Below are 12,697 nucleotides of genomic sequence, written 5' to 3'. Positions count from 1 at the left end.
GACGACTCTCCTATTTCAATCACTGAAGATTGCTGGCCACCGTGGGGCAACCCGCCATCCTGTATTTTTAATCTGCGGCTCAGGCAGCGCCCTGCCCCGCCTTGCCAGCACGGCCCTTGAAATCAACAATGGGCGCCAGGCGCGCATCACGCAATTCATCCAAGGTGAAACCCAGTGCCTGCAAAGGCGCTGGAACGCGTTTCTTGCTGACTTTTTGACCAGGCTTGACTGCAGGCTCGTCTCTCCAGACGATCTGCCAGCCACCAGACTCTGCACGCTCCAGCGTGCCGCGAAATTTCTTGCGATTGGCGCTGACCTGACCGGCCGCTGCCGCACCCATGGGCGCCTTCAGGGTGATGTCGATGACCGAACCCTCGAAACGCACGAAATCCTGTTCGTGGCGCAGGGGGCGGTCAATGCCTGGGGATGACACTTCCAGGCGCTTGTATTCCACACCGTCCACCTCCAGCGCAAACTGCAGCTGGCGGGTGACTTTTTCGCAATCTTCCACGGTGACAAACTGGTCCAACAGCGGGGCGGGTGCATCGGTGGCCGGAGCCACCCAGGGCAAATCAATGGTGATGCGCAAGAGGCCTCCGGCAGAGCGTTCAATCTCCACCAGGTCATAGCCCAAACCAGTCACAACTTGTTCAACGATTTGCTGCAGTGCCACGTGTTCAGTTCAATCCCGGGAAAAACGAAAAACCCGATAACCCCCAGAAGACCCCCTTCTGACAGCTTCGAGCTCCAAAACCAATCGACCAAAAAAAACGGGCGGTTGGTACCCGCCCGTTTGGTCGTGAGAACTGGATTGTACTCTTTAAAGCATTGATTTGCAACGACAGTGCACACCTAGCAACAGCGATTCAGTCTGCTCCCAAGGGCTGCAACAGCTGCTGAAGGTCGCTCTCGGTGAACAGCGGTTCGCGGCGGGCCGCTTCGCCCCCGTAGATGGACTGGGCCAGCTGTGCCTTGCGCTCCTGCAAGGCCAAAATGCGCTCCTCAATCGTACCCTGGGCCACCATTTTCACCACCCACAGGTTCTGCGTCTGGCCGATGCGGTGGGCGCGGTCGGTGGCCTGCGCTTCGGCAGCGGGGTTCCACCAGGGGTCGTAGTGGATGACGGTATCGGCCTGGGGCAGGTTCAGCCCCACACCGCCCGCCTTCAGGCTGATGAGGAACAGCGGCACCTCGCCGCTGGTGAATCGCTGGATGATCTCATCGCGCTTTTGGCTTTGGCCGGTGAGCTTGACCCAGGGCAAGCCCCGGGCCTTGAGCTCCGCCTCGATCAAGCCGAGCATGCTGGTGAACTGCGAAAACAGCAGCACCCGCCGCCCCTCGGCCAGCATTTCGGGCAAAAGCTCCATCAACTGCGCCATCTTGGCCGATTCGCGCACCTGGCGGGCGGACTCCAGCGGCACCAGGTGCGGGTCACAGCAGACCTGGCGCAGCTTGAGCAGCGCATCCAGGATCGTGATCTGCGACTTGGCCAAGCCTTTGGAATGCAGGGCTTCGCGCACGGTTTTTTCCATGCCCAAGCGGATGGTTTCGTACAGATCGGCCTGGGCGCCCGTCAGCTCCACCCGCATCACGGTTTCCACCTTGGGGGGCAGCTCGGCCGCCACCAAGGCCTTAGTGCGGCGCAGCATGAACGGCGCTACGCGGGCACGCAATTGGGCCAGCCGTCCGGTGTCACCCTGTTTTTCTACGGGGTTGCGAAACAGCTCGCGAAACCGCTGCTGGCTGCCCAAAAAGCCGGGCATCAGGAAGTGGAACAGACTCCAGATTTCGCCCAGGTGGTTTTCCATGGGCGTGCCCGACAGGCACAGCCGGTGGCGCGCCTGCAGTGCCGACACCACCTGGGCCGCGTTGGTGCTGGCGTTCTTGATGTTTTGCGCCTCGTCCAGCACCACCAGGTGCCACTGCAGTTGCAGCCAGCGCTCACGGTCGCGCTGAAGCAATGAATAAGGGGCGATGACCAGATCGTGCTCGGCCACGGAATCCGCCATTTCATGGCGGCCTGCGCCGTGCAGCACCAGGGTGCGCAGACCGGGGCAAAACCGCGCGGCTTCGCTGTGCCAGTTGCCCATCAGGCTCACCGGGGCGATCACCAGCGCGGGGGCCGTGAGGCGGCCTGCGTCTTTTTCGACCTGGATGTGGGCCAGGGTTTGCAGCGTTTTGCCCAGGCCCATGTCGTCGGCCAGGATGCCGCCTAGGCCCTGGGCGCGCAGAAACTGCAGCCAGTTCAGCCCCTGCTGCTGGTACGGGCGCAGGCTGGCGTGCACGCTGGCAGGCACGGGCACCTCGGCGATGGGGCTCGCGCCCTGTAGCTGCTGCACCAGGGCCTGCAACGATGCAGCACCCTGCCACACAGCGCCTTCGCCCAGGGTGGCACTGGCTCGCAAGGCTTCCAGGCGCGACAAGCGCAGGCTGGGTTGGGCAAAATCCGAGCCCCGCTCGCCCACCAGTTCCAGCAAGGCGGCCAGCCAGGGGCGCAGCGGCTCGGTGGGCAGGCGCACAAAGCCGCCTTGGGCATCGCCACGCGGCACGTAGACAAACGGCGGCAGTTGGGGCTGCCCGGTGGCGGCATCTGGCGGGTGCTGCGCGGCCTGGGCGATCAGGTCGGGCAGCCAGGGCAGCACGTTGTGGCGCTGGCCGTCCAGTTCCACGCCCAGTGAGAGCGAGAACCAGGGCGAGGTGTCTTGCATCTCATCCGGCATCACTTCTGACTCGCCATCGCGCCCCTGCTTCTGTCCAAAGGCGCTGAGTGGTTCCGGTTCTTCGACCGGATCTTCTTGCCCAGGCCTGGCAGCGCGAGCCACCGGCTGCGGCGCGAGCGCCACCGTCAGGTTTTGCGCATGGCTTACCCAGCCCTGCAGCGCCGGGTCCTGGGTCACGTCAAACCCTGCTTCGATAAACACCGCAAAGCCCGCATCGGCCCACGGCAGCCAGGCCTGCTGCGAGCGCTCGCCGGGCAGGCCAAACACGCCGTCGTCGGTGGCCAGCAGGCCCAGCGCCATCAGTTTTTGGATGGCTTCCAGCTCGGCCTGGGGGTGGCGCTGCAGCAGCACCTTGGGGCCATCGCCCCCATTCAGCGGCGGCAACATCACCTGCGCGCCCTGCCCTGGCCACCAGCCACGGTGGCCGGCATAGTCAAAGGTGAGCCGCGCCATCACCAGGCCCAGCGTGGGCCGGTCGGCCAGCGGCGTGGGGGCCAGGTGCAGGCAAGGCCGGGGCACCACGCCCTGCAACCGCTGCACGCCTTGCACCACCGGGGGCAGGGGCAGTTGGTGCAGGCTGCGGGCCATTTCATCCTGGTATTTTTCGATGGCCGACTCGCGCAGCGCAGGGGCCTTGAGCAGCACCTCCAGCTGTGCGGGTGATACAGAGCCCAGCTCTACCGGCCCGCATTCGCCCCGCTCGGCATCTATGAACAAGGGCGGGCTGTTGTGGCACAGCACACCGCTGCCACCGGCAAGAGCAGCGCGCAGTTGCCAAGCGGGCTCGGCCGACAAAGCCCCGGGCTGGGCGGGCAGCTCGTGCCAACACCACTGCAAGGGGCGTGAGGGGCCCCATCGCAGGGCGTTGCCCACGGTAGATCCACCCGCATCGGCAAACAGCCGCCCGGTGCTGGCGGCCTGTTGCAGCGCCAGCAAACCCACCTGCCCTTCCAGCACCGCGCAGGGCGCGCCGCTGTAGGCCGAGTAATACACCTGACTGCGCGGCATAGCGCGCAGCAGTTGCAACACCTGGCGATCGGTCTCGCTGGCCTGGTCGTACACCGCCTGGCCCTTGGCGGGCTGGGTACGCACCTGCTTGGGCTTGGCCCAGCCACCGGTCACCTTGGGGTAAGACACCACGGCTTCAAGCTGCAACTGGGTGGGCTGGCGCATGCCGCCCACCACCGACAGCAAATAGAGATATTGCTCCGGCCGCGCACTGCGGCCATTGGGGCTGAGTACCACATCGCCCCCGGCGGCGCGGTCCAGCGCGGCCAGCCAGTTCACCAGCTGGGCCTGGGCCTCGGCCTGCTGCACGGCGGCCATGCGTTCGCGGGCCGACAAGGACGCCGCCGCCGCGCTCACATCCTTGCGCGGGGCTGCGGCAGCGCGGGCTTCATCGCTCAGCGGCAGACGGGCCGCCTTCAGCATCAACGCCACCGCATGCTTGCACTGGCGGCCCACGGGGCAGTCGCACACGCTACGCCAGTAGTCCACCTGGCCATCGGGCATCACCGCCAGGGTGACGGCCACTTCATACGGCAGGTGCTGCGTGCCCTGCACCAGGGCCTGTATGCGCCAGCCTTCGTCCAACGGCTCAATGTCTGGCTCGCTCACCACGCCCTGTGCCAGCAGGGCCTTGCCACGCATCCAGGGGCCGTCCTCGCACAGAGCGCGCAAAGAGTCGGGGTCAAACCAGAACGTGTCAGACATTACAAGTCAAATTGGCCGCTAGCGCTTGATGAGTAAGCGCTAGCAGCTATTCATTCGATAGCATCAAGCGCCTGCCACAGTGCGGTCTGCACGCACGCGGTCAAACACCTCTTGCGCCATGGGGTCGGTGGCGGCGCCAGAAGGGGCGCCGCTGCGCAGGGTGGTCAGCAACCGCTCCAACACCGCAGCCTGGGGCAGCAAGGGGCCCAGAAAATGCGCCTTGCGCCCATCGGCAATCAGCAGCGTGGGGAAGGTCTCTACGTCCAGGTCGCCCGCCAGTTCCGATTCGTCTTCAATGTCCACCCACTCAAAGCGCACCTCGGGGTGGGCCTGGGCCAGGGCGTCAAACAGCGCCCGGTAGTCACGGCAGGTACCGCACCAGCCCGCGCACAGGCACACGGCCCACCAGCCGCTGGGCTGGGCGGCGGGGGCAGTGGAATCAACGGGCAAGGCGGTGTGGCTGGGCATGAATACAACTCCTCCAGCCCGCGAATCAGGCGGGCCAGGGCAACAACGGGGTCAGGGGCTGCGCCGCTCGCGGGCGCGGTAAACCTCGATGGTACCCACACCCGCTGCCTGGTTGCCCCAGCTATTCCTCACAAAAGTGGTGACGGCAGCCACGTCTTCGTCATCCAGCAGGTGCTGAAAGGGCGGCATGCCGTGCGGGCGCGGGTTGCCTGCGGTGGCTGGCAGATAGCCGCCCTGCAGCACCACGCGCACCAGGTTGGTCGGGTCAGCCAGCACCACGGCGCGGTTGCCCGCCAGCGGCGGGAAGGCTGGTTGCCCGGCCTCGTCCCTGGCGCCCTGCCCTTGCGCACCGTGGCACTGGGCGCATTGGGCCTCGTACACCTTGGCGCCGCGCTCCATGACCGATGCGGGGGCCACCGCCTGCTTGGCGGGGGTGGCTGCATGCTGGGGCAGTGTCTGCAAATAGACGGCCATGGCGCGGGCGTCGGCGTCGCTCAGGTACTGCGTGCTGCGGAACACTACCTCGGCCATGGGGCCGATGACGGAAGCCTGCGGGGCCACGCCTGTCTTGAGCAAGGCCACCACATCGGCCTGCGGCCAGCGCTGCACGCCGGCCTGGCCAGCGTCGGTCAGCGCCGGGGCCAGCCAGTTCTGCACGGGGATCAGCCCGCCCGCCAAGGCCTGCCCTTGCTGCTCGGCCCCCAAGCTGTTGCGGGGGGTGTGGCAAGCGGCACAGTGGCCCAGCCCGTTCACCAAGGAGGCGCCGCGCTGGTAGTCAGGCACCTGCGCTGCGGCCAGTGCCTGCGGTGGCAGCGCGGCTGGCTGGGCCGCGTCTGCCGGGGTGAAGAACAAGGCCCGCCACACACCCAGCGCCGCCTGGGTGCTGTATGGAAAGCGCAGCGCATGCGCCTTGTTGGCCTGCGCCACCGGCGGCAAGCTTTGCAGGTAGGCGAAGATGGCGTCGGAGTCTTCGCGCGTGACGTGGGTGTAGCTGGTGTACGGAAAGGCGGGGTACAGCAGCCGCCCTTCCTTGCCACGGCCGTTGTGCATGGCGCGCCAGAACTCAGCCGACGTCCACGCGCCCAGGCCGGTGGCTTTGTCGGGTGTGAGGTTGGAGCTGTAGACCACGCCAAATGGCGTTTCAATGCCGCGCCCGCCCGCAAACGGCGCGCCGCCCTGCACCGTGTGGCAGGCCATGCAGTTGCCCACGCGGGTCAGGTATTCGCCCTGCGCCACCAGAGCGGGGGTGGGCTTCAAGGTTTCGGCGCTGGGCAAGGGGTCCTCGCCGCGCAGGTTCAGGGCCACGATGGCGGCGGCGCTGATGCCCAGGGCGGCCATCGCGCCCGATACCAGCCGCACAAAGCGTTGCGGGTTCATGGGCGGCCTCCTTCAGGCACGCCGCCGCAGCGTGCGGGCATGGGGCCCGGCAGGCTGGCCACCGGCTTGCCGTTGCCAGGCACAGGCTGCGCGGCCAGCCAGGCAGACACGGCGCTCACATCTTCGGGCGTGAGCTGGCGGGCCACGTCGGCCATGCAGTCGGGCGCGTGGGCCTTGCGCTGGCCGGTCTTCCAGGCGCCGAGCTGGCTGTTGAGGTAATCACGCGGCAGGCCCAGCAGACCGGGAATGGACGGCGCCACCCCCGTCATGGCTGCGCCGTGGCATTGCACGCATGCCGGAATCTTGCGCGCAGCATCGCCCTGCTGCACCAAGGCGCGGCCCTGCTCCAGTTGCGCGGGGGTGCCCTGCGGGGCGGGCGGAGGCGGGTAAGGCAGGTCGAGCGCGGCGAAGTGCACGGCCATTTCGCGCAGGTAGTCATCCGTCAGGTGCTCGATGAGGTAACCCATTTGCGGGTAGCTGCGCCGCCCATCCCGAAAGTTGAGCAACTGGTTGTGCAGGTAACCCGCAGGCTTGCCCGCAATGCGGGGGAAGTAACCCTCGGCCGTGGCGCGGCCTTCCTTGCCGTGGCAGGTGGTGCAGGCCAGCACGCGCGATGCCATGCCAGCGGGCACGGTGGCGGCAGGGGCCGCAGGGGCTGCAGAGGTGGCAGGAACAGGATCAGCGGGACTGGGCGCCGCGGCTGCAGCACTACAAGCCAGGGCGGCGCCCCACAGCGCCAGGGGGCGCAGCCGGGTGCGTAAAGAATCGATCATGGGTCTTGGTGTGGGGATCAAAAACGCGGCGCAAGGCCTGCAACACCCCGCACTTTAAGCCCGCAGCGCGCTGCATGCCGGGTGCGGGGCTTACACCAAAGGGCATGGCAGGGGTACCCAGCCGCGCAGGGGATGGCTGCATGGGTCAGGGCTGCGGCTTGGCTCCAGGCAATAGCACTATCAAATCAATAGCTGCCAGCGCTTATGCAGCAAGCGCCAGTGCCGTTTTTATCCATCCCCCCAACAAGAGGCCCACGGGCATCCCTCTCACGGCCCAGCACCGGCGCGCTGGTGCGCGTTCTCTTGCGCGGCCATGCGCACAGCGGCGTTCACGGCGCCATAGCCGTCGTAGCCGCCCTCGCGCTGCACGACTTCAAAAAAGAAGCGGTCGGCAAAGGGCTCGGTGTAGGCGTGCAGAAAGCGCCCGCCGCCGGGCGACACATCGGCCACGATGTTCAGGGCCTGCATGCGGCGCACCAGGCTTTCATCCAGGTCCAGGCGTGCCAGCAGGTCTTCGTAATAGTTGGGGCTGATGGGCAGCCACTTCACGCCCTGGGCCTGCAAGGTCTGTACCGTGGCAAAAATATCCTGCGTGGCCAGCGCGATGTGGTGCACGCCGCCGCCCGATCGGCCCGTGGCCCGCACCTGCTGCGCCGTGCGCGTGCGCTGGCTTTTGGAGACATTGAGCACCATGCGCAGGCTGCGCTGGGCATTGCTCAGCGCGCAGCTGCGTACCAGCCCAAACGGGTCGGCCAGCTCCAGGCTTTCGCCCGCACTCAGGCCCAGGATGGACTGGGCAAACAGCGTCCAGGTGTCCAGCTGGTCGTGCGCCAAGGCCAGCGCCATGTGGTCCACATGCGTCAGTCCTCCCAGGGCGGGCACCGGCGCACGCGGCACGGGTGCCACAAAGTCGGCATCCAGCGTGGAGCCCGCGTGCACAAAGTGCACCACCGCGCCGCCGGGCGAGATGATGGCGGGCAGTTGCAGCTCGTTCGGCCCCAGCGGGCTCACATGGCGGGCCGACAGCAGCGCAGCCGCACGGTTGGCGGCCTGCAACGGGTCAGGTGCCACCAGCCCCATGGCACACACCGACGGGCCCAGCTCGTCAAAACGCTGGCGCGCCTCCGAGCCCGGCTGGGTGTTGATGACGAACTGGATATCGCCCTGGCAGTACAAGTCCACCGCCTTGCTGCGGTGGCGGCCCGTGTGCTCAAAGCCCAAAGCGGTGAAGGTGCTGGCCAGTGCCTGGCCCGTGGCCTCGTCCACGCCAAACTCGATGAAGCTGAAGCCGCCCAAGGGCTGCGCGGCAGGCGGGGTTGCCAGCTCCAGCCGCTGCAGCGCGCGGGTGGCGGCAGAGGCCTCGCCAGATGCGGCCTGCGTGCGGGCCATCAGCCGGTTCTTGCATTCGCTCTCTAGAAACAGCAGCGAGCGCATGGCGTCCAGCGCGGTGCGGCGGTTCGGCGTTTCGCGGAACACGTCGTTGAAGATTTCGAGCGACAGGTTGCCCTGGTAGCCCGCCAGCAGCGCCTGCTCAAAAAAAGTCGCCACATCCAGCTGCCCCTGGCCGGGAAAGTTGCGGTGGTGGCGCGCCCACTGGATCACATCCATGGCCAGCAGCGGCGCATCGGCCATCTGCACAAAGAAGATGCGCTCGCCCGGAATGTCGGCAATGCCCATCGGGTCGTCGCGCAGCGACAGGGTGTGGAAGCTGTCCAGAATCAGCCCCAGGTGCGGGTGGTCGGCCTTCTGCACGATGTTCCACGCCTGCTCGTAGAGGTTGACCCACTTGCCCCAGGCCAGCGCCTCGTAGCCAATGCGCAGGTTGCGGCGGCTGGCGCGCTCGGCCAGCTCGTGCAGTTGCGCGGCGGCGCGTTCGGCATCGCCCAGCGATGCGGGCGAGGTGTTGGAGCACACCAGCATCAGCGGGCAGCCCAACTCCTGCATCACGTCGAACTTGCGCTCGGCACGGTCCAGACTGCGGCGGAACAGGTCATCCGGCATGCCCTCAAAGTCGCGAAACGGCTGGTACAGGTCAATGCCCAGGCCCAGGTCAGCGGCCTGCTGGCGCAGCTCGCGCGCGCTGCCGGTGAAGCTGATGAAGTCGGGCTCAAACAGCTCAATGCCATCAAACCGCGCAGCGGCAATGGCTTCGAGCTTCTGGCGCAGGGTTCCGCTCAAAGAGACGGTGGCAATGGATCGGCGCATGGGTACACCTCGTGTCTCAGCAATCAATGGTTCAGAAAAGCCAAGGGCCGGGCAGCGCGCCCGCCCTGCGGGCGGCAGCGTCAGTACTTGATTTGCGCCACAGCGCGCAGCTCATCGGCCGTGGCGGTGCCGTAGCCAAAGAATTCCAGGTAAGCCGGAATCATCTCGAACAGCATGTCGGTACCCACCTGCACGCCGCAGCCCTTGGCCAGCGCGGCTTGCAGCAGGGGCGTGTATTCGGTCTTCATCACCACCTCGCCCACCATGGCACCAGCGTCGATGCGCGCCACATCAAAGGGCAGCGGGTCGCCCTCTTTCATGCCCAGCGGCGTGGCGTTCACCACCACGTCAAAACCGGCAGGGTCGTTGGAGCCCGTCTGCACCACCAGCTGCGGGTAGTGGGCGCGCAGGCGCTCGGCCAGGCCTTCGGCGCTGGCCGTGTTGGTATCAAACAGGCTAATGTGGGCCACGCCCTCTGCGGCCAGCGATGCCGCAATGGCCGAGCCCACGCCGCCCGCACCCGACACGATCACCCGCGCCCCACGCAACGTGCGCCCCTTGCGCAGCAGGCCGCGCACAAAGCCGGCGCCATCAAACTGGTCGCCCAGCCAGGTGCCATCGGGCCGCAGCAGCAGCGCGTTGCAGGCCCCGGCAATGCGGGCGGTGGGCGTGATTTCATCGGCCAGCGACAAGGTGGTGACCTTGTGCGGCATGGTCACCAAGGCGCCCCTGAGGTTGGTCACACGCGCAAGCGCCGCCAGCGTGCCAGCGTAGTCACCGGGCTTCACGCCCATGGGCACCACCACCGCGTCGATCCCCCGCTTTTCAAACCAGGGGTTGTAGATCATCGGTGCCTTGAACGACTCCGTGGGGTAGCCGAGATGGGCAATCAGTTGCGTGGTTCCCGAGATCATGCGGTGTGCACTCCGCGCAGTACCCATGCCAGTGCAGCAGCCAGCGCCACTGCGCAGCCCCACCCCGCCGCCAGCCCGGCGGGCCCATGCGGCTTAGCGGGAGTGGCAGCGGCTGGCGCCAGCCGCTGCGGCTGGCCTGGAAGATTGGAAGTCATGCACATCCGGCTCAGATAAATGCCTTGGTTGATGGGAAGTGCATGAAATGTACGAACTAGTACGTTATTCAATGATTAGGGCAAACCCTGAACTGCTGTGGAACATGGGTAACGCGGTGTGCAGCGCGACTTGAGCGGGTCAGGGGCCAGAACCGCCAACCTACAGCGTTCAGGGATAGAGCCGCTTCGCAGCGCCCGGAGTCAGTTGCCGGTTTCGCTGATACTCGCGCTGAATGCAGCGAAGCGGCTGTTGGGCGCTTCGACTTTCCCCGGCCCGAGTGGCGGTTGGAGAAGTTGCTGCTGCCAGATCGTTCCGCAACCCAACTGCTACCCCGCAGCGACCACTACTCAGTAAATTAGACTGACGGTTTCGACTCGTAGCGCTCGGTGGTGCCCAAGGAAAAGCAGTCGCTCCATGTTGACTGCAGTCATTCACCTTCGACGGGCTGAGCAAGTGCTTCGATCGTGACCAACCAATCGAGTAACGACTCGTCAGTGGGGTATGGCACGAACCCACCCCAAACCCCTGCCACACTTGATCTGGAGCGGGTGGTTTTCCTATCCGTTGGCTTCACCTGACTTCCCCTTTTGCGACCGCCCTGCATGCTTACCACTTCCCCGCCGTCCGCAAAACTGCTGCAACTGCTGCCCGAGGCGGTGGTGCAGACCGATGCGCTGTGGGAGATCACTTATCTGAATCCCGCGTGGTACAAGCTCACCGGCCATCCGGTGGCGGCGGCGCTCGGCAGGTCTTTGCTGGAGTTCGTACACCCCGATGACATCGGCACCCTGCGTTCAGGCATGCCAGTGTTCCGCTTGCGCTTTGCCGACGCGGACTATCGCTGGGTGCGCCTGCAACCCCACCCTGAGACAGACGCAGCGTAGCGGGTGATCAGCCGCCAGGGTGTCCTGATCGAGATCACCGAGGTCACCGAGCAGGTGCTGGTGGAGGTGCGCCAGCGCTTTTTGCGCTTGCTGGAAACCATTGACGGCGTGGTATGGGAAGCTGAAATCGGCGTGGGCAACACCTTTCTGAGCCCACAGGTCGAACGCTTGTTCGGCTACTCCGTCGAGGAGTGGCGGGCCGACCCGGGCTTCTGGCGGGCGCATGTGCATCCCGATGATCTGGAGGAGGCCCTGCGCATCGACGATGCGGCCTATAACGCCACGCACAGCCATGCCTACGAGATGAGCTACCGGCTCATTGCCAAGTCGGGCAAGGTCGTGTGGGTGCGCGATCTGTGCCGCGCGGTGGTCGAGCCGGGGCGGCCGAACCGCATGATCGGCCTGATGATCGACGTGACCCAGCAGAAGAACACCGAGCTGGAGTTGTTGCGCTCCGAAAACCGCTATTCGCTGGCCACGCGTGGGTCCAACGACGGCATCTGGTACTGGGACTTGCGCACGGACGCGCTGCATGTGTCCGGGCGCTTTCACCAAATCGTCGGTCTGGGTAGCTTCGATCTGGTGCATAGCGGGGGCTGGCGCTTTCTGGAGCAGCTCATTGATCGAGAGGATCGTGCTCGCGTGCAGGCGGCCTACCGCAGACACCTGGCGGGGAACAGCCCGAACTTTTCGGTGGATTTCCGCGCGTTTCACGGGGCTGGGCGGCTGGTGTGGGTCAACTGGCGCGGGCTTGCGGAGTTTGAAGACGGCGTTGCGGTGCGCATGGCGGGGTCGCTCAGCGATCTGGCCGAACGTGGCAGTTCCTACGATGCGCTGACCAACTTGCCCGGCCGGCCCTTGTTCCGCGATCGCCTCGCGCAACTCATCGCGCTGCAGCAAAACGAGGCGGTGAACGGTGATGGCAGGCCGACATGCGGCGGCGCCACGATGTTCGCCGTGCTGCTGCTGGACCTCAATGGGTTCAAGGCGGTCAATGACTGCTACGGACACCATGTGGGCGACCAGCTATTGCAACAGGTGGCTCGGCGGCTCGAATCCCGTGTGCAGTCGGTGGATCTGGTCGCCCGCATGAGTGGCGATGAGTTCAATGTGCTGTTGGAGTCCATTGACCCCGCTGAAGCCAGCCAACGCGCAGAGCAGATTGCCGCCGCCCTCGCAGCGCCTTATATGGTCGGCGAACACACCGTGATCAGTAGCGCGAGCATTGGATTGGTCAGCAGTGCATCCACGCTGGCGACGGTGGACGACTACCTGCGCGCCGCAGACGCCGCCATGTACCGGGCCAAAAGCCAGTCATCGGGCGTGTGCGTGTTTCAATAAAAGGTGTCAAAGACGTCTTCCTGCGCGGCAGTCGCAGGGCTCGTTGCACTCGCCCCCTTATGGTCCGGGCAGAGCATGAACCTGCCACCGATTTATGCCAAAGGTCGCTGTTGTGGAGACTGGCTGAATGACCGCAAACGGGCTTC

General features: G+C 65.9%; 10 protein-coding genes. 2 read left to right on the top strand and 8 right to left on the bottom strand.

From position 1 onward, the window contains the following. Positions 1–79: 79 nt before the first annotated feature. From rimP to PQV96_RS06320, 8 genes are all read right to left on the bottom strand, one after another. On the bottom strand, positions 80–673 hold the full coding sequence (gene rimP / locus PQV96_RS06355; protein ID WP_066695270.1) for a ribosome maturation factor RimP: 594 nt from the start codon (positions 671–673) through the stop codon (positions 80–82). Positions 674–866: 193 nt separating this feature from the next. Then, positions 867–4,433, bottom strand: coding sequence for a DEAD/DEAH box helicase (locus PQV96_RS06350; protein ID WP_273624831.1), 3,567 nt, complete (start codon positions 4,431–4,433; stop codon positions 867–869). 63 nt (positions 4,434–4,496) lie between these two features. Further along, positions 4,497–4,901, bottom strand: coding sequence for a thioredoxin family protein (locus PQV96_RS06345; RefSeq protein WP_207375194.1), 405 nt, complete (start codon positions 4,899–4,901; stop codon positions 4,497–4,499). 51 nt (positions 4,902–4,952) lie between these two features. Further along, positions 4,953–6,278 carry a cytochrome c gene (locus tag PQV96_RS06340; RefSeq protein ID WP_207375195.1) on the bottom strand — a complete coding sequence of 442 codons (1,326 nt, stop codon included), beginning with the start codon at positions 6,276–6,278 and terminating at the stop codon, positions 4,953–4,955. Further along, positions 6,275–7,051: a c-type cytochrome gene (locus PQV96_RS06335; protein WP_142081310.1), complete on the bottom strand. Its 777-nt coding sequence runs from the start codon at positions 7,049–7,051 to the stop codon at positions 6,275–6,277. Before PQV96_RS06335 ends, PQV96_RS06340 begins: the two co-directional genes overlap by 4 nt. A 267-nt stretch (positions 7,052–7,318) precedes the next feature. Next, the gene (locus PQV96_RS06330) at positions 7,319–9,256 is read right to left on the bottom strand and encodes a bifunctional sugar phosphate isomerase/epimerase/4-hydroxyphenylpyruvate dioxygenase family protein (protein WP_273624830.1); all 1,938 of its coding nucleotides are present in this window, start codon (positions 9,254–9,256) and stop codon (positions 7,319–7,321) included. A gap of 80 nt (positions 9,257–9,336) precedes the next feature. Further along, complete coding sequence (locus tag PQV96_RS06325) at positions 9,337–10,170, bottom strand: shikimate dehydrogenase family protein (RefSeq protein ID WP_142081314.1); 834 nt, start codon at positions 10,168–10,170, stop codon at positions 9,337–9,339. Beyond that, positions 10,167–10,325, bottom strand: coding sequence for a hypothetical protein (locus PQV96_RS06320; RefSeq protein WP_170207369.1), 159 nt, complete (start codon positions 10,323–10,325; stop codon positions 10,167–10,169). Before PQV96_RS06320 ends, PQV96_RS06325 begins: the two co-directional genes overlap by 4 nt. A gap of 603 nt (positions 10,326–10,928) precedes the next feature. Here PQV96_RS06320 and PQV96_RS06315 point away from each other — a divergent pair. Next, positions 10,929–11,210: a PAS domain-containing protein gene (locus PQV96_RS06315; RefSeq protein ID WP_242638369.1), complete on the top strand. Its 282-nt coding sequence runs from the start codon at positions 10,929–10,931 to the stop codon at positions 11,208–11,210. Positions 11,211–11,213: 3 nt separating this feature from the next. Beyond that, positions 11,214–12,551: a sensor domain-containing diguanylate cyclase gene (locus PQV96_RS06310; RefSeq protein WP_273624829.1), complete on the top strand. Its 1,338-nt coding sequence runs from the start codon at positions 11,214–11,216 to the stop codon at positions 12,549–12,551. Positions 12,552–12,697: the final 146 nt, after the last annotated feature.

Source organism: Acidovorax temperans (genome assembly GCF_028596105.1).
In the GTDB taxonomy this organism is placed as follows: domain Bacteria; phylum Pseudomonadota; class Gammaproteobacteria; order Burkholderiales; family Burkholderiaceae_C; genus Acidovorax; species Acidovorax temperans.
This window is presented reverse-complemented; position numbering and strand designations above follow the sequence as displayed.

Coding starts and splice junctions, on each gene's coding strand:
- PQV96_RS06345 (WP_207375194.1), bottom strand. CDS start 4,901: ATGCCCAGCCACACCGCCTTGCCCGTTGATTCCACTGCCCCCGCCGCC.
- PQV96_RS06330 (WP_273624830.1), bottom strand. CDS start 9,256: ATGCGCCGATCCATTGCCACCGTCTCTTTGAGCGGAACCCTGCGCCAG.
- PQV96_RS06340 (WP_207375195.1), bottom strand. CDS start 6,278: ATGAACCCGCAACGCTTTGTGCGGCTGGTATCGGGCGCGATGGCCGCC.
- PQV96_RS06315 (WP_242638369.1), top strand. CDS start 10,929: ATGCTTACCACTTCCCCGCCGTCCGCAAAACTGCTGCAACTGCTGCCC.
- PQV96_RS06335 (WP_142081310.1), bottom strand. CDS start 7,051: ATGATCGATTCTTTACGCACCCGGCTGCGCCCCCTGGCGCTGTGGGGC.
- PQV96_RS06325 (WP_142081314.1), bottom strand. CDS start 10,170: ATGATCTCGGGAACCACGCAACTGATTGCCCATCTCGGCTACCCCACG.
- PQV96_RS06320 (WP_170207369.1), bottom strand. CDS start 10,325: ATGACTTCCAATCTTCCAGGCCAGCCGCAGCGGCTGGCGCCAGCCGCT.
- PQV96_RS06350 (WP_273624831.1), bottom strand. CDS start 4,433: ATGTCTGACACGTTCTGGTTTGACCCCGACTCTTTGCGCGCTCTGTGC.